Annotated in this window: 16 protein-coding genes and 1 pseudogene; 7 read left to right on the forward strand and 10 right to left on the reverse strand. The window is 68.2% G+C overall.

Translation table 11 applies throughout. The annotated features are described in order from the left end of the window. Positions 1-2 precede the first annotated feature (2 nt). From OKA11_RS03910 to OKA11_RS03930, 5 genes are all read right to left on the reverse strand, one after another. Positions 3-1,211: an ABC transporter permease gene (locus OKA11_RS03910; protein ID WP_267218904.1), complete on the reverse strand. Its 1,209-nt coding sequence runs from the start codon at positions 1,209-1,211 to the stop codon at positions 3-5. After that, a complete protein-coding gene (locus OKA11_RS03915) occupies positions 1,211-1,927 on the reverse strand; it encodes an ABC transporter ATP-binding protein (RefSeq protein ID WP_288804700.1) in 717 nt (238 codons plus the stop codon). The genes OKA11_RS03910 and OKA11_RS03915 overlap by 1 nt, the downstream gene beginning before the upstream one ends. An 11-nt stretch (positions 1,928-1,938) precedes the next feature. After that, positions 1,939-3,267, reverse strand: coding sequence for an efflux RND transporter periplasmic adaptor subunit (locus tag OKA11_RS03920; RefSeq protein WP_267218905.1), 1,329 nt, complete (start codon positions 3,265-3,267; stop codon positions 1,939-1,941). A 2-nt stretch (positions 3,268-3,269) separates the two neighbouring features. After that, a complete protein-coding gene (locus tag OKA11_RS03925; RefSeq protein ID WP_267219006.1) occupies positions 3,270-4,760 on the reverse strand; it encodes an efflux transporter outer membrane subunit in 1,491 nt (496 codons plus the stop codon). A 223-nt stretch (positions 4,761-4,983) separates the two neighbouring features. Next, entirely contained in the window at positions 4,984-6,039 is a 1,056-nt protein-coding gene (locus OKA11_RS03930) for an NAD(P)-dependent alcohol dehydrogenase (RefSeq protein ID WP_267218906.1), read from the reverse strand. 122 nt (positions 6,040-6,161) lie between these two features. Between OKA11_RS03930 and OKA11_RS03935 the strand changes: the two genes are divergently transcribed. Further along, complete coding sequence (locus OKA11_RS03935) at positions 6,162-7,055, forward strand: LysR family transcriptional regulator (protein WP_142633001.1); 894 nt, start codon at positions 6,162-6,164, stop codon at positions 7,053-7,055. Between the two features lie 47 nt (positions 7,056-7,102). Here the strand turns inward: OKA11_RS03935 and OKA11_RS03940 are convergent, their stop codons facing one another. Both OKA11_RS03940 and OKA11_RS03945 read right to left on the reverse strand, forming a co-directional pair. Beyond that, complete coding sequence (locus OKA11_RS03940) at positions 7,103-7,975, reverse strand: ATP-binding protein (protein WP_323748298.1); 873 nt, start codon at positions 7,973-7,975, stop codon at positions 7,103-7,105. A gap of 118 nt (positions 7,976-8,093) precedes the next feature. Continuing rightward, positions 8,094-10,439 (reverse strand): annotated as a pseudogene (locus tag OKA11_RS03945) (CHASE domain-containing protein); the annotation flags it as partial. Positions 10,440-10,597: 158 nt separating this feature from the next. Here OKA11_RS03945 and OKA11_RS03950 point away from each other — a divergent pair. Further along, positions 10,598-10,948, forward strand: a complete 351-nt coding sequence (locus OKA11_RS03950; protein WP_267218907.1) for an Hpt domain-containing protein — start codon at positions 10,598-10,600, stop codon at positions 10,946-10,948. Between the two features lie 21 nt (positions 10,949-10,969). Here OKA11_RS03950 and OKA11_RS03955 read toward each other — a convergent pair whose 3' ends face one another. Beyond that, positions 10,970-11,581 carry a helix-turn-helix transcriptional regulator gene (locus tag OKA11_RS03955; protein WP_267218908.1) on the reverse strand — a complete coding sequence of 204 codons (612 nt, stop codon included), beginning with the start codon at positions 11,579-11,581 and terminating at the stop codon, positions 10,970-10,972. A 174-nt stretch (positions 11,582-11,755) separates the two neighbouring features. Between OKA11_RS03955 and OKA11_RS03960 the strand changes: the two genes are divergently transcribed. The 5 genes from OKA11_RS03960 to OKA11_RS03980 all read left to right on the forward strand — a co-directional run bounded on the left by OKA11_RS03960 (position 11,756) and on the right by OKA11_RS03980 (position 21,541). Next, positions 11,756-12,742 carry a hypothetical protein gene (locus tag OKA11_RS03960; RefSeq protein ID WP_267218909.1) on the forward strand — a complete coding sequence of 329 codons (987 nt, stop codon included), beginning with the start codon at positions 11,756-11,758 and terminating at the stop codon, positions 12,740-12,742. A gap of 14 nt (positions 12,743-12,756) precedes the next feature. Next, a complete protein-coding gene (locus OKA11_RS03965; protein WP_267218910.1) occupies positions 12,757-13,227 on the forward strand; it encodes a hypothetical protein in 471 nt (156 codons plus the stop codon). A 71-nt stretch (positions 13,228-13,298) separates the two neighbouring features. Then, positions 13,299-14,345, forward strand: coding sequence for a hypothetical protein (locus OKA11_RS03970; protein ID WP_267218911.1), 1,047 nt, complete (start codon positions 13,299-13,301; stop codon positions 14,343-14,345). A gap of 30 nt (positions 14,346-14,375) precedes the next feature. Next, complete coding sequence (locus tag OKA11_RS03975) at positions 14,376-19,463, forward strand: hypothetical protein (RefSeq protein WP_267218912.1); 5,088 nt, start codon at positions 14,376-14,378, stop codon at positions 19,461-19,463. Continuing rightward, positions 19,460-21,541, forward strand: a complete 2,082-nt coding sequence (locus OKA11_RS03980; RefSeq protein WP_267218914.1) for a proprotein convertase, P — start codon at positions 19,460-19,462, stop codon at positions 21,539-21,541. The genes OKA11_RS03975 and OKA11_RS03980 overlap by 4 nt, the downstream gene beginning before the upstream one ends. A 55-nt stretch (positions 21,542-21,596) precedes the next feature. On the opposite strand, the gene OKA11_RS03985 is transcribed toward OKA11_RS03980, so the two are convergent. Further along, entirely contained in the window at positions 21,597-23,120 is a 1,524-nt protein-coding gene (locus OKA11_RS03985; RefSeq protein WP_267218915.1) for a tryptophan halogenase family protein, read from the reverse strand. Positions 23,121-23,438: 318 nt separating this feature from the next. Beyond that, positions 23,439-23,891, reverse strand: coding sequence for a hypothetical protein (locus OKA11_RS03990; RefSeq protein WP_267218916.1), 453 nt, complete (start codon positions 23,889-23,891; stop codon positions 23,439-23,441). Positions 23,892-23,995 lie beyond the last annotated feature (104 nt).

Here is a 23,995-nt window from a genome sequence, read left to right on the forward strand (position 1 = left end):
CGCTACTCGTGCCGAAGCGCGTCGATAGGATTGAGGCCCGCCGCGCGGCGGGCCGGGAAATAGCCGAAGATCACCCCGATCGCCGCCGAAACCGCAAAGGCGCCGAGGTTGACGGCGGGTTCGAAGATCCACGGCACGTTCATCAACGGCACCGCGATGGCCACCACGACCTGCGCCAGCACCAGCCCGATCAGCCCGCCCAGGCACGAGAGCACGATGGCCTCGACCAGGAACTGCATCAGCACCTCGCTCGCCACCGCACCGATGGCGAGACGGATGCCGATCTCGCGCGTGCGCTCGGTCACCGAGACCAGCATGATGTTCATGATGCCGATGCCGCCGACCACCAGGCTGATCGCCGCCACGGCCGCAACGATGCTGGTCAGCATCGAGGTGGTCTGGGTCAGCGTATCGGAAATCTGCTTGGTGTCGAAGATGTTGAAATCGTCTTCCTTGCCCGCAGTGATCCGCCGCCGTTCGCGCAGCAGGCTGGCAAGCGTGGCTTGCACCTGCTCGCTGGAATAGTGGTCGTCGATGCCCACCAGGATCGTGCGCACCGTGGTGGTGCCGAGATAGCGCCGCTGCACGGTCTTGAGCGGCATGATCACGGTATCGTCCTGATCGCCGCCGAACCCGGCCTGCCCCTTGGTGCTGAGCAGCGCGATCACATCGCAGCTGACATTGCCGAGGCGGAACCGCTTGCCGACCGGATCGGCATTGCCGAACAGGTTCTTTGCCACCGTCGTGCCGATGATGCACACCGCCTTGCCGGCGCTTTCCTCGTCCGGCGAGAACAGGCGCCCTTCCTGCAAGGGCCAGGGCGAGATCCGGAAGTAGTCCGAAGTGGTGCCGTTGATCGTGGTGGACCAGTTGGCCCCCTCGTAGATCGCCGTCGCGCTCGACGAGACGGACGGCGCCGCCGCGGTCACCCCGCCCACCTGCTGGCGGATCGCGGCGATGTCAGCCAGTTCGAAATCGCGCGGGGTGGTGCCGCCGCCGCCGCGCCCGAAACCCTGTCCGGGGCGGACCTGAAGGATGTTGGTGCCCAGCGCCGCGATCTGCTGGGTCACCGCCGCCGTTGTCGCCTTGCCCAGCGTCACCATCGAGACCACCGCGCCCACGCCGATGACGATGCCCAGCATCGTCAGCAGCGAACGCAGCACGTGGCGGCGGATGGAGCGCAGCGCGAGCAGGAAGATCGTGCCCAGCATCAGCCGCGCTCTCCGCTCTCGGCCGCCGCGCCCTGCTCGATCCGGTCGATCAGCCCGTCCTTGAAGTGGACGATCCGGCGCGCGTATTCGGCCATGTCGGGCTCGTGCGTGACCATCAGCACGGTGATCCCGGAATTGCGGTTGAGCGCGGACAGGAACTCCATGATCTCCACCGAACGCTGGCTGTCGAGGTTGCCGGTGGGTTCGTCCGCCAGCAGCACCGCGGGATTGGTGACGATGGCCCGGGCAATCGCGACGCGCTGCTGCTGGCCGCCGGACAGTTCCCCCGGCGTATGGTGCGCCCAGTCGGCCAGGCCCACCCGGTCCAGCGCCGCCATCGCCATCTTGCGCCGCTCCTGCCTGGCATCGCCGCGATAGAGCAGCGGCAGTTCCACGTTCTCCAGCGCCGACGTGCGCGCCAGCAGGTTGAAGCCCTGGAACACGAAGCCGAGATGCTTGCGGCGCAGCAGGGCACGCTGGTCGCGGTCGAGCGTCTCCACGTGATGGCCATGGAACAGGTATTGCCCGCCGCTTGCCACATCGAGGCAGCCCAGGATGTTCATCATCGTCGACTTGCCCGAGCCCGATGGCCCCATCACCGCCACGAAGTCCCCGGCGGCGACGTCGAGATCAACCCCCTTGAGCGCCCGAAACGCGGTTTCGCCGGTGCCGAAGACCTTGGTGATCCCGCTCAGGGCAATGATCGGCCGGGACACCGCCGCGCCTCTCAGTTGCCGCTCGGCGCAAGTTGCCCGGTGATGACCTCCATGCCCGGCCGGAGCGAGCCCCCCGTCACTTCGGTCTGCTGGCCGTTGCTGGAGCCCATCACGATCTCCACCGCCTGCGGCGTGCCATCGGCGCCCAGCACGTAGATCGTGCGCCGCGAGCCGCGTTCGAGCGTCGCGCTCTTGCTGGCGCCGCCACCGCCGCGCCGGGACGGGCGGAAGCCGATCGCCGAGGTGACGCCGCCCGACTTGCCGCCCGCGCCCGCGCTCTGCGGCGTGAACGAGAGCGCCGCGTTGGGAATCAGCAGCACCCCGGTCTTGTCCGAGGTGACGATTTCCGCAGTCGCGGTCATGCCCGGACGCAGGCGGAGATCGGCATTGGCGACCGAGAGATCGGCGGCATAGGACACCACCTGCCCGCTGGCACTGCTGGTCGTGGCGGTCGAACTCGACGATGTCGCCGAGGATACCGTGAGGTTCGAGCCGATTTCCACGCGCGTGATCTTCGCCGGGAAGGAATCGCCGGGGAAGGCATCGACCGTGAAGGTCGCCGCCTGCCCTTCCTTCACCGTGCCGACATCCGCCTCGTCGATCGCCACTTCCAGTTTCATGCTGCTGAGGTCTTCGGCGATCACGAACAGCGTCGGCGTGTTGAACGAGGAGGCGACCGTCTGGCCGGGATCGACCTCGCGCGCGAGCACCACGCCCGAGACCGGCGAGACGATCAGCGCGCGCGAGCGCTGGGTCTGGCTCTGGGCAAGGGTGGCACGGGCGGCCGCGACATTGGCCTCGGCCGTCTTCACCGCCGCCGCCGCACGCTGGACGTCGGCGCGGCCCGCCTGCAATTCGGTCTTCGAGGGCACCTTGCCGCCCGAAAGCCGCGAGACTTCCTCCAGCCGCGCCAGCTGCGCCTGCGATTCCGCCAGGGTCGCCTTGTTCTGCGCCACTTGCGCCAGATTGGCGTTCACTTGCGCGGTGTACTGCCGGATCTGGTCCTCGATCTGCTCGGGATCGATCTCGGCCAGCACCTGCCCTTTTGCCACCCGGTCGTTGACGTCGACCAGCACCTTGACCACGAGGCCGGAAAGCTGCGAGCCGACCGTCACCTGGTTGGTCGGCGCCAGCTTGCCGGTGGCGGAGACCGTCGTCACCAGACGCCCCTTCTCGGCCCGGGTCGTGGCATAGGCCGTCTTCTCGGCGCCCCGAAAGCACTGCGAGAGCAGCAAGGCCAGCACGACCAGAACCGCCAGCGCCGTCCACGGCACCCATTTGCGCTGCCACAGCGCCCGCTTGTCCGCGCCGAGGAATTCGTCGAGGGTTTCGTCGGCCATGCTCAGTCGGTTTCCTGTGCCTTGGTGCCCTGCCGCGTAACGGCCGGACGGCCCGCGAGCGTGGTGTAGTCCTGCTGCGCGTCCCAGCCGCCGCCCAGCGCGTCGTAAAGCGCGACCAGCGCGTTCGCCCGGTCGGCATGGGCCTGCACCAGCCCGTTGCGGGCCGAGACCAGCGCGGCTTCCTGGGTGTTGAGAGTGGTGAAATCGGTGAGGCCCGAGCGGTACTGCATGCGCGCCAGCAGCGCCGAACTGCTGGCGGCATCCAGCGCCTCTGTAAGTTCCTTCTCGCGCGTCTGTGCAGTGCGAAGCGCGACCACGGCATTCTCGACATCCTCCAGCGCGGTCAGCACCGAGGACTTGTAGGCCGCAAAGGCGCCCTGCGCCGCCGCCTCGTTCGAACGGACCTGTGCGTTCAGCCGTCCGCCGTTGAAGATCGCCTGGCTGATCCCGCCGAACAGCCCGCCGGTGATCGTGTCGAACAGCCCGCTGAAACTGCGCGCATTGGTGTCGAGGCTGCCGGAGATGGTGAGCTGCGGAAAGAGCTGCGCCTTGGCCACGCCGATCTCGGCAGTGGTGGCGGCGAGGTTGCGCTCGGCCGCGCGCACGTCGGGCCGCTGGCGCAGGACATTGGCGGGAATGCCGACGCCCACCATGTCCGGCCCGACCATATCCGGCCCTCTGGGGATCGGCTTCACGGTTTCCAGCAGCGGCTTCACCGCGCCCGGCGCCTGCCCGGTGAGCACGCCGATGCGCGATACCGCGGCGTTGTATTGCTGCTCCAGCGACGGGATCGCCGCTGCCGCCTGCGCCCGGCTGGAGCGTGCCTGCTGCTCGTCAAGCGAGGAGACCAGGCCTGCCATCACTCTCCAGCGGGCAATTTCGAGGTTCTCGTCCTGGATCGCCAGGCTGGCGCGGGCATTGGCGATCTGGGCCTGATAGCCCCGCGCCAGCACGTAGTTGCGCGCTAGTTCGCTTTCCACGCTCAACAGCGTGGCCGCATAGTCGAAACCGGCGCCTTCGAACTGTGCCCTGCTCGCCTCCACCGCACGGCGATTGCCACCGAACAGGTCGAGCTGGTAACTGGCATCGAGCCCGAGGGTGAAGCTGGTGCTGCCGCCGCCCCCGGTGGTGGTGACGGTGCCGTCCGGCAGCGTCAGCGTGGTGCCGCCGCCTTTCAGCGTTTCGGTGCGGTTGACACTGCCCGAGGCCGACAGCGAAGGCAGCAGGGCCGCGCGGCTGGCGACCAGCGCCTCGCGCGCCTGCCGCAAGCGGGCCTGCGCCTGTGCCAGATCAAGGTTGGCACCGGCAGCCTGCTCCACCAGCTGGGTGAGCACGGGATCGTCGAACTTGCGCCACCAGGCGGTCAGATCCTCGCTGCTGGGCGGGGCGGTGACCGACCACTGGTCCGGCACCCCCAGCTGCGCCGCGCTGCTCGGCGCATAGTCCGGCCCAACGGCACAGCCCGAAAGCAGGCACAGCGCCAAGGTCTGCATGAGCGTGAGCGGCAGGATGGGGACGATTGCGGCTCGCAAGATCGCGGGAACTCCACCAGTCGCATTGGGGAAGCCCGAAGATGGGCCTGTTTTGCCTTTCAGGTCAAGACGTAAGAGGCTTTGCGGAAATGGTCCCGAGGGCATTCCAAGACGCCCCTTCACGACAGGCCGTGGCCGGCGGGACATCCCGCCGGCCATGGCCTTTACCGGAACCCCGCAGGGATCAGGCCGCAGCGCCCTCAAGCGTGCTCATGTCGATCACGAAGCGGTAGTGCACGTCGGAACGCTCCATGCGTTCGTAGGCGTGGTTGATCTCGTCCATGCGGATCATCTCGACTTCGGGAAGGATGTTCTTTTCCGCGCAGAAGTCGAGCATTTCCTGGGTCTCGGCAATACCGCCGATCAGCGAGCCGGCAATGCGGCGGCGGCCGAAGATCAGCGGCGTCGTGATCGGTTCGTCGACCGGACCGATCTGGCCGACCAGCACCAGGCTGCCGTCGACGTCGAGCAGCGGCAGATAGGGGTTGAGGTCGTGCTTGACCGGCACCGTGTCGATGATGAAGTCGAAGCTGCTGGCAGCCGCCTTCATCGCCGTCTCGTCGCTGGAGATCAGCACGCGCGCAGCGCCCAGTTCCAGCGCGTCTGCTTCCTTGCCGGGCGAACGGCTGAACACGGTCACGTCCGCGCCCATCGCCGCGGCGAGCTTCACCGCCATGTGGCCAAGACCGCCAAGGCCGATCACGCCGACGCGGGTGCCTTCGCCCACGTTCCATTCGCGCAGCGGCGAATACGTGGTGATGCCCGCGCACAGCAGCGGCGCCGCCTTGGCGACGTCGAGGCCCTCGGGCATGCGCAGCACGAATTCCTCGCGCACGACGATGTCGCGGGCATAACCGCCCTGGGTGACGTCACCGGTCACCTTGTCCCGGCCGTTGTAGGTGCCGACCCAGCCGTTGCGGCAGTAATTCTCGTGGTCGTGCTCGCACTGGTCGCAGTGGCCGCAGCTGTCGACGAGGCAGCCGATGGCAACGGTATCGCCGACGGCATGGCGCGAAACTTCGGGGCCGACGGCGGTGACGCGGCCGACGATCTCGTGCCCGGGCACGATCGGATAGACGGTGCCGCCCCAGTCGTTGCGGGCGGTATGAAGGTCCGAGTGGCAGACGCCGCAGTACTGGATCTCGATGGCAACGTCGTTGCCGCGCAGTTCACGGCGTTCGAAAGCATAGGGCGCGAGCGGGGTCTCGGGAGACTGGGCTGCGTAGCCGATGGTCTTCATCTGAAGAGAGATCCTTGGTCGGGAGGAAGGAATGCCGCGATGCAGCATGGTGCCATATAGGCGCGCGGGCTGCGCACGAAAACCAGAGGAAATTGCAATGCAGTCATGATACAGGATCATCAATGCAACGCGAACACATGGCCGACCTGATCGCCTTCATCGCCGTCGCCGACGAGGGCAGCTTCACCCGCGCGGCGGCCAAGCTCGATTCCTCGCAATCGGCGCTGAGCCACACGATCCGCCGCCTCGAGGCCCGCCTCGGCGTGCGGCTGCTGGCCCGCACCACCCGCAGCGTGGCGCCCACCGAAGCGGGCGAACGGCTGCTTGCCAGCCTGCGCCCGGCGATGGAGGAGATCGGCCTCAGCCTCGCCTCGATCAGCGAACTGCGCGAACGTCCGGCGGGCACCATCCGCCTGACCACCACCGAACAGGCCGCGCACGAACTGCTCTGGCCCTCGCTCAAGCCGTTCCTCGAACGCTATCCCGACATCAATGTCGAAGTGAGCGTGGATTCGGGCCTGTCGGACATCGTCGCGGACCGCTTCGATGCGGGCATCCGGCTTGGCGAGTCGGTCGCGCGGGACATGATCGCGGTCTGCATCGGCCCGGAGATGCGGCTGGTGCCGGTCGCCTCGCCCGCATATCTCGCCCGCCAGGGACGGCCGGAAACCCCGCACGATCTCGCCGCGCACCAGTGCATCAACTTGCGCTTCCGCACGCGCGGCAACCTCTATGCCTGGGAGTTCGAGAAGGATGGCCGCGCGCTCAACGTGCGGGTCGACGGGCAGCTGACGTTCAACTCGATGCCGATGATCCTGCGCGCCGCGCTCGACGGCACCGGCATCGCGATCATGATGGAATCCTATTCGCGCCCTTATGTCGAGCGCGGCGAACTGGTGCCGCTGCTGGAAGACTGGTGCCAGCCCTTCCCCGGCTACCACCTCTACTATCCGAGCCGCCGCCAGTCCTCCGCCGCCTTCCGCCTGCTGGTCGACGCCCTGCGCTGGCGCGGCTGAGCCCATCGCGCCGGGGTGGCCGGCGGTCCGGCGATGATCGCGGTTCATCAATCCGCCTGCCCCGGGTCGGTTTCGCCGCCGCCTTCCGGCTCGCCGGCAAATTCGGCCAGCACGGCGGCCAAAGCCTCCAGCCGCAGCGGCTTGGTGAGATGGGCCTGCATCCCGGCTTCGAGCGCGGCCACGGTGTCCTCGGGGAAGGCATTGGCGGACAGGCCGACGATCGGCAGTTCCTCGGCATCGATGCCCGCCCGGCGCAAGGCCCGCGCCGCATCGTGGCCGCCCATGCGCGGCATCTGGATGTCCATCAGCACCATCGCGAAGGGCGCGCCCGCCGCCCGCGCGGCCTTGACGGCGGCAATCGCCTCCTCGCCATCGCCCGCAAAGACATGATCGATGCCCAGCCGGTCGAGCATGGCCGCCACGACCATGCGGTTGATATGATTGTCTTCCGCCACCAGCACCCGGCCGGCGAGCGTCGGCGGGCGATCCGGCCCCTCTCCCCAGGCCGCCTCCTCCACCCCTTCCGTGCGCGCCCGCGCGGGCCTCAGCGGCAGGCGCAGCGTGAAAGTGGAGCCATGCCCGGTCACGCTCTCCACCGCGACGGTGCCGCCCATCAGCGCCGCCAGCCGCGCGCAGATCGCCAGGCCCAGTCCGGTGCCGCCGAACCGCTCATGGATCGAGGCGTCGGCCTGGGTGAAGCCGTCGAAGATATGCTGCTGCCGGTCGGCGGCGATGCCGATGCCGGTATCGCTCACCGAGATCGCCAGCCGCGCCGCGCCCTTGCCGCGCTGGACCCGCGCCGCCAGCGTGACCTGCCCCTTGCCGGTGAACTTGACCGCATTGCTCGAGCAGGTTGTCGAGGATCTGGCGGATGCGCACCTTGTCGCCGCGGATCCACTGCGGCACCGCCGGATCGAGATCGAGGCTCAGCGCGATGCCGCGTTCCGCCGCCGACTGGCGGAACAGCTCGATCGCCCCGCCAAGCAGGGCATGCGCGTCGAAACTGCGCTCGACCAGTTCCATGCGCCCGGCCTCGATTTTCGAGAGGTCGAGGATGTCGTTGAGCAGGCTCATCATGTTGCGGCCGGAATCGAGGATGATCCCGACCTGCCGATGCTGTTCCAGCGGCAGGTCGGCGCCGTGCAGCATTTCCGCAAAACCCAGCACCGCGTTCATCGGCGTGCGGATGTCGTGGCTCATGTTGGCCAGGAACGCGCTCTTGGCGTCGGCCGCGGCGCGGGCCTCGTCACGCGTGCGCAGGAGTTCGTTGCGCAGCTCCACTTCCTCGGTGCGATCGGCCAGGACGCCGAACAGCCCGCCGGGGCTGCCGTCCTCGGCAGGTTCGACATGGGCCACGATCTCGACATGGCGCAGCGCCCCGTCCACGCGGCGCACGCAGGCGGCAAACCGGCACGGCGCCCCGTACTTGCGCGCCGCATCGATCGCCGCCACCACGATCGCGCGGTCCTCCGGCACGTAGAATTCGAGCACTTCGGCAGGGCTCGGCGACGGTCCCGGAGGCAGGCCGTGAATGTGGAACAACTCGTCCGACCAGAGCACCTGCCCGGTCACGAAATCGAGCTGCCAGTGACCGACGTGCATGGTGGCCTCGGCCAGCAGCAAGAGGCGGTTGCTCTCGTTGAGATCCTCCACCGCAAGGCGCCGCTCCTCGGCGACCCGGGCCAGTTCGCCGGTGGCCATGTCCACCTCGCGCGAGATCGTCGCCTCGCGCCGCACGAAGTGGCTGAGCAAAAGCCCCAGCAACACCGTCACCAGCCCGCCGCCCAGCAGCACGCTGAGCGGCTCGTTCGACATCGCCCGCGTCTCGAAGGGTTCCAGGCTGGCCCAGCGCAAGGTCCATTGCCGCCCGGAGACGGTGACGCGGGCAGTGCGCCGGAACAGCGGATCGGCGGCATCCTGCGTCCCCGCGCCGGTGGCATAGATGCGGCGCCCCGGATCGGTGGTGTCGCCTTCGAACACCTCCAGCGTAAAGTCCTGCCCCTGTCCGGTGGTCAGCCCGGCAAAGATGTGGTCGATCTCGATCGGCGCATAGGCCCAGCGGAAGCCTGGCACTTTCTCGTCATGGCCGTGCGGCCGCGCGCCGAGCGGCAGCAACAGCAGGTAGCCGGGGCTGGGCCGCTCCTTCTGCAGCAAGCCGATCTGCGAGGTCAGCGTCGTCTCGCCGATCGTGTGCGCCCGCTTCATCGCGGCGCGGCGGTTCGGGTCGAAGCCGAGATCAAGCCCATAGATGCGCTTGTTGCGCTCGAACGGCGCGACGAGCGTGACGACGTAATGCCAGTCGCGCCCGGTCAGGGGATGGACATCGAGCGGGGGATCGCCCACGCGCTCCATCTCGCGCACCAGCCGGTCGAGGTCGGACGAGGACATCGCCTCGATCGTGCCGATGCCGAGGAGCCCGGGCAGGTGCTGTTCCAGTCCGGTCGCGCCGACATAGGCCTCCCAGCGCCGCTCGGTCATCGCCGGGTCCACCGCCAGCAGGCCCGCCGCGGCGCCAAGCGCCTGCGAATAGATCTCGAAACGGCGGCCGAGCGCCCGCTCGGTCTCGGTGGTGACGGCAAAGAAGCTGGCCTGGGCGCGCCCGTACTGCTGCTCCACGCTGTGCTTCCACAAGACAAAGGTCGCCCCGGTGGCCAGCGCCAGGCAGATCGCCACCAGCGCCGTGACCCCGCGCAGCACCCGTCCGCGCCAGCGCAGCGGCACCGGCGAGATCGGCGAGAACAGCAGGGTCGGCAGCACGGCCGAGATGCCCAGCACGTCACCGCCGTACCAGGTGTACCAGTTGCGCAGCGCCGTCGGCACGTCGATGCCTGTGCCCAGAGCCAGCATCGCCGTGCCGACGGAGGCGGAAATCAGGCAGGGCGCCAGCAGCACGGCCCCCAGGAACGCGGCCAGACGGCGCGGTGTCCCGAGGTCGATGCCCGAGACGAACCAGCGCCGCGCGGCACTGGCCGCAACAACCGCCTGCAGGCTCGCCCCGGCGCCGAACACGGTGCCGTTGAGCAGCGCATGGCCGATCGAGATCTCGCCCGCCGAACCGCCAAGCGCATGGTAGACGTTGATCGCGAAGGAGCCCAGCCAGACCGCCGGCCAGTGCCGCCGCCCCCAGGCCAGCAGTCCCGCCAGCGCAAGCCCCGAAGCGGGCCAGACGACCGTCGCATAGCCGGGCGGGATCGCCAGATCGAGGCCGATCGCCCCGCCCAGCGCATAGACCGCCGCCAGGACCGCGACACGCCCCAGCCAGATCGACCACGACTCGCGGCGGGAGGGCTGGGCAGCGGCATAAGCATCGGTTTCAGCACCGGTTTCGCCACCGGATTCAGGCGCACGGCGCCGTTTCAGCAAGGTCCAGGCACGGGGCATCATCCCCCCATCCCTATCTCGGTCCGCACCGATGCCGCACGCGCAAAGGGAAGGTTGCCCTGCGGTTTTCCCCGAGTAACATGCCCGCGACCGTCGACAGGCCGCGCGCGCACGCCATGGTGCGTGCCTTGCCGCCCTGTCCCCCCTGCCGGAGTTCGCACATGAAGGAGACCGCCGCCCCGCCGCTTGTTGACGAAGAGGAACTCGCGCGTTCCTTCGAGGCTCTGGGCGAAGCGCGGATGGTGCCGATTCTCCAGGCTTTCGGGGCCTGTGCGATGGATGAGGCGCGCGCCATCGCCGCCGCGCTGACCGGCGGCGACGAAGACCACGCCCGCCGCCTGGCCCACGGCTTCAAGGGGGCCGCAGGCAACATGTCGGCAACCCGGCTGGCCGCCGCCGCCGAGGGGATCGAGAAGGCCGCGTCCCCCATCCCGGCGGAGGCCGTGCTGCCGCCCCTCCTGGACGCCGCCCGCCAGACCGCCGAGTGGGTCGCCCACCGCTTCCCCGATTAGCCGCACGGCAACCGGCGGCGCCTAGGCCGCCGCCTCGTCGAGCCCCTGCCGCAGCGCCAGCAGCGCCTGCGAGCGGTTGTGTACGCCGATGGCCCGGTAGATCGCCGAAAGATGCGACTTGATGGTCGGCTCGGTGAGGCCAAGGCTGTAGGCGATCAGCTTGTTCGACTTGCCCTGCGCCAGTTCCGCCATGACCCGCATCTGCGCGGGCGAGAGCTTGTCGGCCAGCGAATCGGCAGGCTCCTCGCGCAGCGGGAACCAGGTACCGCCTTCGAGGATGACGGCGATCGCCGACTTCATCTCGGCCAGCGGCGCGGTCTTGTTGAGGAAGCCGCGCGCACCCAGCATGGCCGCACGGGCCGGAAGGTCCGCCGCGGCATTGCCGCTCACCACCAAGACCGGCAGCTTGGGCGCGGCGGCCTGAACCGCGACGAGGTTGGCCAGCCCCTGACTGTCCTTCAGCGCGAGGTCGAGCAGCAGCGCGTCGAACGGCCCTTGCGCGATCAGATCCCTCACCCCGGCAAGCGTGTCGGTGGTCGAGACGAGGATCCCCTCATCAACTGCGTTAACCGCCGAAGTTAACGCCGAGACGCAAATCGGATGGTCATCGGCAATAATCAGACGTCGAATCACGTGTTCCCCCCTATCCCCACCAATGGCGCAAGTGCCCGCATATCCGCGAGAATCCGCCAGAAAAACAAATCCCACATCCCAAAGTATGATCCAATTTCTCCCGTTTGCATACCTTGGGATGAACTCAAATCAGGGTAAACTGTTCGCTAACCAGACCGGTTCACCAACCGGGACATGACCTACGCGCAAACCCGTATCGCAATCAGCCTTGCCGCCACGGCCGCCGTGCTGGCGGCGCCTGCACTATGCCCTGAGGCGCGGGCCGCCAGCGTTGCGGCGGGCACCCTGATCGAGAACACCGCCTCGGCCAGCTTCTCGGCCGGCGGCACGACCCGGACGGTGGATTCGAACACGGTCACCGTGAAGGTCGACGAACTGCTCGATGTGGCGCTGGCCTCCAAGGACAGCGCGCCGGTCTCGATCGCCGGTGGCAGCGCGGTGCTGGCCTACCAGCTCACCAACACCGGCAATGGCCCCGAGGCGTTCCACCTCACCGCCAATCCGGCCGTTTCCGGCAACCCGTTCACCGCCGTGGTCACCGCCATCGCCTGGGACAGCAACGGCAACGGCGTTTACGACGCGGGCATCGATACGGTGCTGGCTTCCGGCACCGCGACACCCTCGATCGATCAGGACAAGGCGCTCACCGTCTTTGTCGTCGTGACCGGGCCCGGCGGCATGACCGACGCGCAGACCAGCAAGGTCAACCTCGCCGCCCGCGCCGTCACCGGCAGCGGCACGCCGGGCACGGCGTTTGCGGGCAAGGGTCAGGGCGGCGGCGATGCGGTGGTCGGCGCTTCGGGCGCCGATGCCGATGCCGACGGGGTGCTGGTCGCCTCGGTCGCCACCGTGGCGCTGGTGAAGTCCGCCACCATCGCCGACCCCTTCGGCGGCAGCCAGCCGGTCCCCGGTGCCAGCGTGACCTACACGCTGGTCGCCACCATCGGCGGCAGCGGTGCGATCGGCGACCTGCGCCTTACCGACGTGATCCCGGCGGGCACCAGCTACACCGCCGGCACGCTCAGGCTCGATGCCGCCACGCTTAGCGATGCGGCCGACGGCGACGCCGGCAAGGCCTCGGCCAGCGGCATCGACGTGCTGGTCGGCACCGCCGCCGCCGGCTCCACCCATACCGTCACTTTCAACGTCACCATCCAGTAAGGGTCACCCCAGCGATGAACCGCCACTTGCCCGCCTCGCTCTCTGCTCTTGCTTTTAGCCTTGCACTGTCCGTTGCCGCATCGGCGGCCGAGCCTGTCTCGCTCAAGGGCGACGTCCAGGTGGAAAGGACGGTGACCGCGAACGGCACTACCAAGACCGTGCTCGCGCCGCCGACCACCGTCGTGCCGGGGGACCGCCTGCTCTTCACCACGCGCTACAGCAACGACGGCGACAAGCCGGTCGACAGTTTCGTCGTCACCAATCCGCTGCCCGCGCCGGTGCGCCTTGCGGCAGAGGAAGCGGGCTACGAAGTCTCGGTCGACGGCGGCAGGACCTTCGGAAGGCTCGCCGCGCTGACCGTGGCCGATGCTGCGGGAGTACGCCGCGCCGCGCAGCTCGAGGACGTTACGCATATCCGCTGGACGCTGGCGCATCTCGCGCCCCGTGCCTCCGGCGCGCTGGAGTATCACGCCGTGGTCCGCTGACCCGGCACGATTCCGCCACGGGTCGCGGGCGGTAACAGGCGCGGTCCAAGATACCTGAAGGAACTTCGTTCATGACACGCACCAGCACGCTGCTGGGTGCGGCGAGCTCGCTTGCGCTCGTCGCGCTCGGCGCCAGCCCCGCCTTCGCCGCAGGCACCACGGCCGGCTCCACCATCCAGAACACCGTGACGGTCGGCTACCAGGTCGGCGGGGTCGCGCAGACCGCAAAGACCGCGTCCGACACATTCACGGTCGACCGCAAGGTCAACGTCTCGGTCACCGAAGTCGGCAGCGCGGCGACCGTCGTCTCGCCCGGCCAGGTCCAGGCGGTGAGCACCTTCAAGGTCACCAACCTGTCGAACGACACGCTCGACTTCGCGCTGGCCGCGGCCCAGCTTTCGGGCGGCAGCGCGGCCTGGGGCGGCAGTGACAATTTCGACGGCACCAACGTCAAGATCTACCTCGACAACGGCGACGGCGTCTTCACCTCGGCCGACACCCAGGTCACCTACCTCGACGAACTGGCGGCGGACGCGGCCAAGACCGTGTTTGTGGTGATGGACATCCCCTCCACCCAGGTCACCGGCGACATCGCCTCGGTCGTGCTGACCGCCACCGCCAAGGCGGGCGGCACCGCGGGGTCGCAAGGCGCGGCGCTGACGACCAGTGCCACCAACACCAGCGGCGTCGACACCGTGCTGGCGGACGGCGCGGGCGCCACCGATGCGGCCAATGACGGGGCCTTCTCGGCCAAGGACGACTTCAAGGTCAGCGCCGCCGCGCTCTCCGTGCTCAAGACCAGCCGCGTGGTCAGCGATCCGGTCAGCGGCACAAGCAATCCCAAGGCCATTCCGGGCGCAACGATCGAATATTGCATCTCGGTCGCCAATGCCTCCGGCAGCGCCACGGCGACCAACATCGCGGTGAACGACCCCCTGCCCGCGAACGTGACCTATGTCGCCAGCTCGATCCTGCTCAACGGCACCGTCACCGGCAGCACCTGCAACACGGACGGCACCGCGGGCGGCACCTTCGCCAGCAACACGGTGACCGGCACGCTGTCGGACATCGCGGCAGGCGTGACCCGCACGCTGGTCTTCCGGGCCACGATCAACTGACGCCGACCGACTGACTGGCAGGACGGGCGGGTGCGACACGGAACGATCTTCAGGCAGGCAGCAGCGTCCTTCGCGGCGCTGCTGTCGCTTGCCCTCATCCAGCCCGCGCCGCCCGTCCGCGCCGCCACCATCTCCAACATCGCGGCGGCCTCCTGGACACAGGACGGACAGGAGCGCGTCGGCCAGTCCAATGCGGTCACGTTCGACGTCGTGCCCAGCGCGGCGACCATCCAGACCTATCGATCGGTCTCCTCCTCGCCGCTTTCCACCCCGCTCGCCGCCTCGACCTGCGACGGCGCGGCGATGGCAGGTTCCGGCGGGACAGGCGGCGCCGCTACGCTCACCGCCATCGCCAGTGCCCGATCGTTCCACATCGGCGAAGACATGGTGATCCGCATCGAGGCGCCCAGCGCCAATCGCGATGCCGCCGTCCGCGATTCCATCGTGGTTGCGCTCACCACCTCGCAAGGCGACCAGGAAGAGATCACCATCTTCGAGACCGGCACGGATACCGGGATCTTTGCAGGCTCGATCCCGACCAGCGCGATCCCGCCCGCGCCCAAGGCCAGCGACTGCAAGCTCAGCGTCGCCAACGACGACACGATCCTGATCGCCTACCGTTCGCCCGCCACCCACCAGACCATCGCCAGCACCGAAGTCTCGGTCCTCGCCGACCCTTACGGCATGGTGTTCGACAGCCAGAACGGCACGGCCCTGTCGGGCGCGACGATCACCCTCGTCGATGCCGATACCGGCCAGCCCGCCCGCGTCTATGCCGACGACGGCGTCACCGCCTGGCCCTCCACGGTCATTTCCGGCGAGCCGGTGACGGACGGCGCGGGCAACAGCTATGCGATGCCTGCGGGCGAGTACCGCTTTCCGCTGGCCCCGCTCGGCCGCTACCGGCTCAAGATCACCCCGCCGGACGGCTACCATGCGCCCTCCGCGGTCGCCCGCGCGGTGCTGGGCGCCTATGTCCGCCCGGACGGCGAGACGATGGTGATTGAGGATGCCTCGTTCGGCGGCGTGGTCACGCTCGACACCCCCGCCCCGGTGCGCATCGACATTCCCGTGGACCTCGCCGAAAGCGCCGTCGCACTGACCAAGACCGCTTCACGCGCCAGTGCCAGCCCGGGCGAGGTGGTGTTCTACACCGTCACCGTGCGCAATCCGGACGCCGGTCGCGCCAAGTCCGGCGTGGTACTGGTCGACACGCCTTCCGCCTGGCTGCGGCTGCGCAAATCCTCGATCCGCATCGACGGCGCCAGTCCCGCGCAAGGCGCGGTCACCATTGCCGATGATGGCAGCCGCCTCACCATCAACCTCGCCGCGATCCCTGCCGGGGGCACCCGCACCGTCGTCTACGCGATGAGCGTGCGCGGCGATGCACCGGCCGGACAGGCGGTGAACCTCGCCCAGACCACCGACCTGCTCGGCGATGTCGAAAGGGCCAGCGCCGTGGTGAAGATCGAGAAGGACACCATTGCCGCGCGCATGACCGTGATCGGCCGCGTCAGCGCCGGGGACTGCACCGTAACCGCGGGCCGGCCGGGTATTGCGGGCGTGCGGGTGATGCTGGAAGACGGCAGCTTTGCCGTGACCGACGCCGATGGCCGCTTCCATTTCGAGGGGCTGGTGCCCGGCACCCATATCGTGCAGGCGGAGCCCGATACGCTGCCCGCAGGCGGCCATTTCGTCGATTGCCGCCGTTCGGTGCGCAGTGCCGGCAAGGCGGGCTCGCTGTTTGCCATCGGCCAGGGTGGCAGCCTCGTCACTGCCGATTTCTACGCCGTGGTTCCCGCCAGCGCCCTGCCCGCACCGGTCGATGCCCCCGCTCCGACTTCGGCTCCGGTCGACCCCGCAGTCGACGATGCCAAGGCCGCCGGCGCGGGCACCGACTGGCTGGCGATGGGGGATGGCCCGATCGATTTCCTGTTCCCCGCGCCGGACCACAATCCGCGCACGCCTGCCATCCGCGTGGTGATCCGCCACAAGAGCGGCCAGAAGGTGGATCTCACCGCCGGTGGCAAGGCGGTGCCGGCACTCAGCTTCGACGGCGTCAAGACCTCCGCCGATGGCCGCTATGCCGTCAGCATCTGGCGCGGCGTGCCGCTCGACGGGGAGGTCACGCATCTGGCCGCCACCGTTCGCAATGCCGATGGCTCGGTGGCCAAGGAGCTTGCCCGCGACGTCCATTTCGCCGCCGCGCCCGCCCATGCGCAGATCCTGCGCGAGCGCTCGCACCTGGTCGCCGATGGCCGCTCGCGCCCGGTGATCGCGCTGCGCCTGACCGACCGCAAGGGCAACCCGGTGCGTGCGGGCGTTTCCGGCGCGCTCTCGATCAACGCGCCCTACGAAAGCGCCGCCGCCATCGAGCGGATGCAGCAGCGCCAGCTCAGCGGCTCTGGCAGCACTTCGCCCACCTGGACGGTCGCGGGCGATGACGGCGTTGCCATGGTCGAACTCGCGCCCACGATGGTCTCCGGCCCGCTGCACCTGACTTTCACGTTCGCGGACGGCGAAGTCACGAGCACGCAGGACCTTGAAGGCTGGGTGATCCCCGGCGACCAGAAGTGGACGCTGGTGGGCCTTGCCGAAGGTGCCGTGGGGTCGCAGTCCATCGCCGATGCCATGCAGCAAAGCGGCAAATTCGACAGCGATCTTGGCAGGCATGCGCGCACCGCCTTCTATGCCAAGGGCCGCGTGCTCGGCAGCTTCCTCGTCACCGCCGCCTATGACAGCGCCAGGCAGCGCGACGATCAGGTGCTGCTCGGCACCATCGATCCCAGGGCCTACTACACCGTCTTCGCGGACGGCTCGACCCGCCGTTTCGATGCCGCCAGCCGCGACAAGCTCTACGTGCGCGTCGAAAGCCGCGCGTTCTATGCGATCTACGGCGATATCGACACGGGCTTCGACCAGACGCAGCTTGCCCGCTACGTCCGCACCGCCACCGGCGCCAAGGCGGAAGGGCGGCGGGGCGCCGTCCACGTGCAGGGCTTTGCGGCGAAGATCGAGACCAGCCACCGCCATGACGAGATCCAGGGCGCGGGCATTTCCGGCCCCTACAGCCTCTCGTCCAAGGCCATCGTCGCCAGCAGCGAGACGGTGACGCTGGTGGTGCGTGATCGCTTCCGCTCCGAACGGGTGGTGGAGAGCACGCCGCTGACGCGCTACCTCGACTACGACGTGGACCTGCTGACGGGCACGATCACCTTCAAGGAACCCGTGCTCAGCCGCGATTCCGAACTCAACCCGCGCTTCATTGTCGTCGACTACGAAGTGGACAGCAATCTCGACCATGGCCAGTGGAACGCGGGCCTGCGCGGCGACGTGACGCTGGCGGACGGCGCGCTGCGCCTCGGCGCCTCGGCCATTTCGGACCGCGACGGGGATACGCATACGCAGATCGGCGCTCTCGATGCTCGCCTGCGCTTCGGTCCCCGGTCCGAACTGCGCGCCGAACTGGGTGCCAGCCGCGCGAACCAGCAGACGTCGCAGGCCTGGCTGGTCGAAGTGGAGCACCACACCGGCAAGCTCGACATGCTGGCCTATGCCCGCTCGATCGATGCCGACTATGGCACCAACCAGCAGTCGATTGCGGAGCGCGGCCGCCGCAAGTTCGGGATCGACAGCCGCTATACGCTTGCCGAAGGGCTCAGCCTCACCGCCAGCCTCTGGCACGACGAGAGCCTGACCGACACGGCCCGCCGCGACGCCGTGAAGACACAAGTGAACTGGCGGAACGGCCAGACCGACCTGCGCGCGGGTGTGACCGCGCTGTCCGATCATCTCGCGGACGGCAGCACCGGCAACTCCGCCGTGCTGGAATTCGGCGCGACCCGCCGCCTCCTCGGCAACCGGCTGGAACTCTCCGCCGATTCCAGCCTGCCGCTCGGCCGCACGGACTCGGTGGACCTGCCCACCCGGCACCGGCTCGGCCTGCGCTACGCGGTGACGCAGGACATCCGCGCCGCCGCCAGCTACGAGATCGCGCGGGGCAATGCCATCGACGCGCGCACGCTGAAGGGCGGGATCGAGACCGCCGCATGGAGCAATGCGCGCCTCTCGGGCGGCATCGGTCTTCAGGACATCGGCGAATACGGCCAGCGCAGTTACGCGGCCTATGGCCTTGCCCAGAGCCTGCCGGTGACGAAAAGCCTGACGCTGGACGCCACCGTGGACGGCAACCGCACCCTGGGCGGGGTATCGGCTGCGAAGATCATCAACGAACTCCAGCCCGTCACCAGCGGCGGCCAGATCAGCACATCCGATGCGCTGCTGTTCGAGGATTTCACTGCCCTCACCTTCGGCGCGGCCTGGCGGCATGAGCGCTGGTCGGTCACGGCCCGCGCCGAATGGCGCGGAGGCGAAGTGACCGACCGCAAGGGCCTGACTTTCGGTGCGATCCGCCAGCTCGGCGAAGGCAGCGTGGTCGGCTCCGGCGTAAGCTGGACGCATGCGAAGGCGCAAGACGGCACGGTGAGCGAAGTGACCGACGCCGCCCTCTCGCTCGCCCACCGTCCGGCGGAATCGCCCTTCGCCGCCCTCGCCAAGCTGGAATACCGCAGCGACCGTTCCGTGACGGGCACCGGCGGCAATTCCGATGCGGCTGGCAACAGCGCGCTTGCCGCCAGCGACAATGCGACCGCGCGCCGCCTGCTCGCCAGCCTCTCCACCAACTGGTCGCCGCGTGGTTCGGTTAACGCAAATTTGGTTAATGGCACTGTAGGGAAAAGCATGGTCCACCGCATGGAGGTCGGCCTGTTCGTGGGGGGGCGCTACAGCTTTGACCGTTACGAGGATTTCGATCTGGCCGGCTTCACCGCCGTCGCCGGCCTCGATCTGGGCATCGGCATCGGCGACCGGATTTCGGTTGGCGGCACGGCCACGGTGCGCCGCGCCTTCTCCGAACATACCACCAGTTTCGCGATCGGCCCGCAGATCAGCCTGGTACCCACGCAGGACATGCTCTTGACCATCGGCTACAACGTCACCGGCTTCCGCGACCGCGACTATTCGGCGACGCGCAGCACCGGCAAGGGCCTGTTCGCCGTCCTGCGCGCCAAGTTCGACAAGGACAGCCTCGGTTTCCTGGGGCTGGGAACGCGCCGATGACCGCGCGCCTGCTCGCCCTTCTCGCCGTATTGGCGGCGCTGCTGGCAGCCACCACCGCACAGGCGCAGAGCGCGGAGGCGGCGTGGTCCGGCCTCGGCCTGTCCAGCGGCGCGGCGGTGGCACCATCGACCACCATCACCGCCAGCGACGGCACCACGGTCAGCACCGCCTGGGGCACCACGACCGGCGGCGCGGGCACATTCGCCGTCGCCGCCGGCTACAACGGCCACGTGGTCTACAACACCAGTGCGATCGGCGGCGTCAGTCCGGCCTTGCTGCTGGACTTCGATGCATCGCGCTTCGATGCGAACAACCGGATCACCATCGACATCACGCTGGGCCGCAGCGTGACCGGCCTTGCCTTCACGCTGGCCGACGTGGACCGCGAGACGGGCAGCGGCAACACCTACAACCGCGACGCCGTTGCCGTCTATTACGACACCGGCAACGGCACGTTCGTCAGCGCGGCAGGCACTTCGTACTGGACGGCCGGAAGCGCGGTCAGCACCGACACCAGCGGGTGGAACGGCACCGCCCAGTCAGCCACGACCTCGGCCAGCGGCAACATCGCCTTCGACTTCGGCTCCCAGACGGTGAAGCGCATCCGCATCGTCTACAACAGCGCCGCCGTGTCCGGCACCGCCAACCCCAACCCGCAGTACATCGCCCTCTCCGGCCTCGCTTTCGACGCCAAAGGCGCCGACCTTTCGCTGGCGAATGCATGGCTCACCAGCAACCCGACGGCGGGCAGCCTGGCGACCTTCCGGCTGACGGTGAGCAACGCCGCCAACTCCACCGACACCGCCACCAGCGTGACCGTCACCGACACGCTGCCCAGCGGCTTCACCTATGTCTCGTCGAACGGCACCGGCAGCTTCAATGCCGCGACCGGGGTGTGGACGGTGGGATCGCTCGCGCCCGGTGCCAGCGTCACCATGGACATCACCGGCACCGTCAATGCCAGCGCCGGCGCCACGCTCACCAACACCGCGCAGATCACCACCAGCGACCAGAGCGACCCGGACTCCACCCCCGGCAACGGCGCTACCGGCGAGGACGACTATGCCAGCGCCGCACTGACCGTCACCGGCAGCCGCGTGGCGGGCACGCCGCCGGTGCTCGCCTGCGCGGCGGGAACCGTGGTGTTCGACTGGAGCAACCGCGCCTGGACCACCGGCAGCACCGGCAATTCCTATGCCCTCGACACGCTCGGCACGATCAGCTTCGCGCTCGCCAATCAGGGCACCTGGCTTTCCAGTTCGACCTATGGCGGCCAGTCGCCGGTGCGCCAGAACGTCGTCAACGGCGGCCTTGGCGACTATGCGCTGTTCGAGATGGTCAACATGCCCAGCGTCAGCGCGGAGGCGACCACCACGATCACCCTGCCCACGGCCCTGCCCGGCGCGCAGTTCAGGATCTTCGACGTCGATTACTACTCCGGCCAGTTCGCCGACAAGGTGACCGTGGAGGGTCGCTACAACGGCACCACCGTCACCCCCACGCTGACCAACGGCGTGACCAACTACGTGATCGGCAATAGCGCCTTTGGCGACGGCCTGAGCGACGACGGCAGCAGCGACGGCAACGTCACCGTCACGTTCGCGCAGCCGATCGACACCATCGTCATCCACTACGGCAACCACTCCCTCGCCCCCGCCGACCCCGGCCAGCAGGCCATCGCGCTGCACGACCTCACCTTCTGCCGCCCCAGCACGACACTGGCCGTCACCAAGACCAGTTGGGTCCTCAGCGACCCGGTGAGCGGGACGAGCAATCCCAAGGCGATCCCGGGCGCGACAGTGCGCTATTGCATTCTCGTGTCCAACACCGGCAGCAGCGCGGCCACCGGCGTCACCGCCACCGACCCGGTCCCCTCCACACTAACGTATGTCGCGGGCAGCATCACTTCCGGCAGCGACTGCGCCGGCGCGACCACGGCGGAGGACGACAACGCCGCCGGCAGCGACGAAAGCGATCCCTACGGCGCGTCCTATGCCTCGGGTATCGTCGAGGCGAGCGCACCGACGCTGGCGGCGGGCACCAGCGTCGCGATCCGCTTCGATGCGACGGTGAACTGACCGGCCTTCACGCCCCGTCAGGGTTCAGGCAGGCGCCGCCTAGCGGTATCGCATATCAGGCTCGGGCCACTGGCGTTTCCGGCGTGCAGTTGCGTTCGACGTAGTGGGCATGGGTCGGCATCGCATGGGCGGTGCGCACAACAGCCTCGCGGCGGGCCCTCATGCCCATCTCCACCTTGCCCGGATCGATCCTCGCCGCGATCGGATCGACCCGGCGCGGCACGATGCCGTTGCCGAGCAGGATCGCCACCCAGTCCGCCTCCTGAAAGCACTCCTGCGCCTCGGTGGTGACCCGCGCCGCCGCCTTCCAGACCTCCAGCCGGTGTACCAGCGTATCGGGCAGGTCCATGTTCCGGCAATAGTGCCAGAGCGGTTCCGGGCGGCGGCTGGGGAAGTAGTGCAGGGTCAGGAAATCGCGGATCCGCTCGTACTCGCCGAGCGTCAGCCGGTTGAACTCCGCCGGAATCGCCGGCGCGAAGTCGATGTCGGGAAAGAACTCGACGAAACGCAGCAGCATGGAGTGGAGGAGATGCAGCGAAGTCGCCGCCAGCGGCTCCATGAACCCGGCGGCCTGCCCCAGCGCCAGGCAATTGCGGTTCCAGAACTTGCGCCGGTGGCCGCTGGTGAAACGCAGCAGGCGCGGCGGGGCCAGGGGTTCGCCCGCCATCGCCGCGAGCAGCACCGCGCGGGCCCGGTCGTCATCGCTGAACCGGCTCGAATAGAAATAGCCCCAGTCGTCGCGGTGCTGGAGCGCCGCCTGCCCCAGCCAGCCCGCCTCCCGCGCCAGCGATACCGCATGGGGCGGCAGCGAACCCGACCGCTTGCCCGGCGCCAGCACGGCGCTGTCGCAGGGCAGCCAGTGCGACCAGTCCTCGTAACCGGTCTGGAGCACTTTCTCGATCAGCAGCCCCTCGAAGCCGGAGCAGTCGATGAAGAATTCGCCGTCGACGACACGGCCATCGGCCAGCGTGACGGCGGCAATGTGGCCATCGGCACCCTCCAGCGCGGCATCGACGACCCGCCCGTCGATCCGTTCCACCCCGCTGCGCTCGGCATAGGCGCGCAGGAAGCGGACATGCTGCGCGGCATCGAAATGATAGCCATGACGAAAGCGGGCACCGTCCCCCGCCGGAACCGCAAAACGGCCGCGGCTGGCGGCGGCATAGGCCAGCGACCAGTCGTCGATCGGCGCGGTGTCGCCACCGGCGCGCAGGCGCAGCCAGAAGTGGTGGAGGGCGATGCCGTCGATCGCCTCGCCAAAGTCGCCATAGCCATGGAAATGGACGTTGCCCGCCTCGCGCCAGTCGCAGAACTCGGTGCCGAGCCGGAAGGTGCCGCTGCTCTGGGCCAGGAAGCGGTTCTCCTCGATGCCCAGCGCGGCATTGAACTTGCGCATGAGCGGTGTCGCCGAACCGTCCACGAGGTCGGCCGGGAGATCACCTCTGCCGTCATCCTCGTTTTCAATCACGGTAATCCGCAAGGGGCCGGGGCGGAACTTGCGCGCGATCATGCTCGCCGCCGTCCATCCGGCCATGCCGCCGCCCACGATCACCAGCGAGCGCAGAGCCCCCTCGTCCATGCCGCCCTTCAACCCTGCCCCCGATGCAATCCGCCAAGCCGCCCTTCTTGCACACCTAAATCCTTACGGCGACTATGGAAAATCCCTGAGGCCTAGGCGACGTGGACAAATTCAGCGGGAAGCGGAGCTACCGAGTGGGCTGGGAAGCGGAAGCGGAAGCGGAAGCGGAAGCGGAAGCGGAAGCGGACGCTGCCCCAACCACCCCGCTCATGCTGAGCTTGTCGAAGCATGGGAGACGCGGTGCCCTGCCTCGCGGGCCTTCGACAAGCTCAGGCTGAGCGGGTGGAGATGTCTGCTTAGGGTGGTGAGCGGACATCCTTACCTGATGAGGTGCGAGGCAATCTCCGCCCCAACCAAACATGAGGCTATCGTCGATCCCCCGATGTCCTCACCTGCGTTGAGAGCTTTACTCGCCGCATCAATGTCTGCGCTGCTGGCGGCGATGAGCTTGAATATCTCATGATCCATTCGACCACGTGCACGGTGGGCGCGTGCCAATTTCAAACCGCCGACATATTCCGGTTGCCGGTTCAAATCCGCTGATACGCTTGAGCCATCGGCCTTCAGCGCGGTAATTCGAGTAACAAAATGACGAACACCTAACTCTTCTAAGATCGGGCGACTGAAGGCCAAAGGCAGCAACGCAACCAGCCGAAAGGCTTCTCCTTCAGAAAAGCCATCGCTACGAAGGGCTTCAATTTTATGATCGTCTGAAAGGTCCCAATGCCGAGCAATCGTCGTTGCGCCTCGAATTAGAAGGGCTTCTGACATTTCAGCTTTTTGCCATGGTAGCCTCATGGGCAAGAAACCTATCGCCCGATCCGAATGTCCGCAACGGGGCGTAAACGGCCGGTCGAATTTGTCCACGCCGCCTA

Source organism: Novosphingobium clariflavum, from assembly GCF_026420865.1.
Taxonomy (GTDB): domain Bacteria; phylum Pseudomonadota; class Alphaproteobacteria; order Sphingomonadales; family Sphingomonadaceae; genus Novosphingobium; species Novosphingobium clariflavum.

What these genes read in the sequence shown, in the direction of transcription:
- OKA11_RS03910 (WP_267218904.1), bottom strand. Translation starts at nt 1,211, where the DNA reads ATGCTGGGCACGATCTTCCTGCTCGCGCTGCGCTCCATCCGCCGCCAC.
- OKA11_RS03920 (WP_267218905.1), bottom strand. Translation starts at nt 3,267, where the DNA reads ATGGCCGACGAAACCCTCGACGAATTCCTCGGCGCGGACAAGCGGGCG.
- OKA11_RS03925 (WP_267219006.1), bottom strand. Translation starts at nt 4,760, where the DNA reads ATGCAGACCTTGGCGCTGTGCCTGCTTTCGGGCTGTGCCGTTGGGCCG.
- OKA11_RS03930 (WP_267218906.1), bottom strand. Translation starts at nt 6,039, where the DNA reads ATGAAGACCATCGGCTACGCAGCCCAGTCTCCCGAGACCCCGCTCGCG.
- OKA11_RS03935 (WP_142633001.1), top strand. Translation starts at nt 6,162, where the DNA reads ATGCAACGCGAACACATGGCCGACCTGATCGCCTTCATCGCCGTCGCC.
- OKA11_RS03950 (WP_267218907.1), top strand. Translation starts at nt 10,598, where the DNA reads ATGAAGGAGACCGCCGCCCCGCCGCTTGTTGACGAAGAGGAACTCGCG.
- OKA11_RS03960 (WP_267218909.1), top strand. Translation starts at nt 11,756, where the DNA reads ATGACCTACGCGCAAACCCGTATCGCAATCAGCCTTGCCGCCACGGCC.
- OKA11_RS03965 (WP_267218910.1), top strand. Translation starts at nt 12,757, where the DNA reads ATGAACCGCCACTTGCCCGCCTCGCTCTCTGCTCTTGCTTTTAGCCTT.
- OKA11_RS03970 (WP_267218911.1), top strand. Translation starts at nt 13,299, where the DNA reads ATGACACGCACCAGCACGCTGCTGGGTGCGGCGAGCTCGCTTGCGCTC.
- OKA11_RS03980 (WP_267218914.1), top strand. Translation starts at nt 19,460, where the DNA reads ATGACCGCGCGCCTGCTCGCCCTTCTCGCCGTATTGGCGGCGCTGCTG.
- OKA11_RS03985 (WP_267218915.1), bottom strand. Translation starts at nt 23,120, where the DNA reads ATGGACGAGGGGGCTCTGCGCTCGCTGGTGATCGTGGGCGGCGGCATG.
- OKA11_RS03990 (WP_267218916.1), bottom strand. Translation starts at nt 23,891, where the DNA reads ATGTCAGAAGCCCTTCTAATTCGAGGCGCAACGACGATTGCTCGGCAT.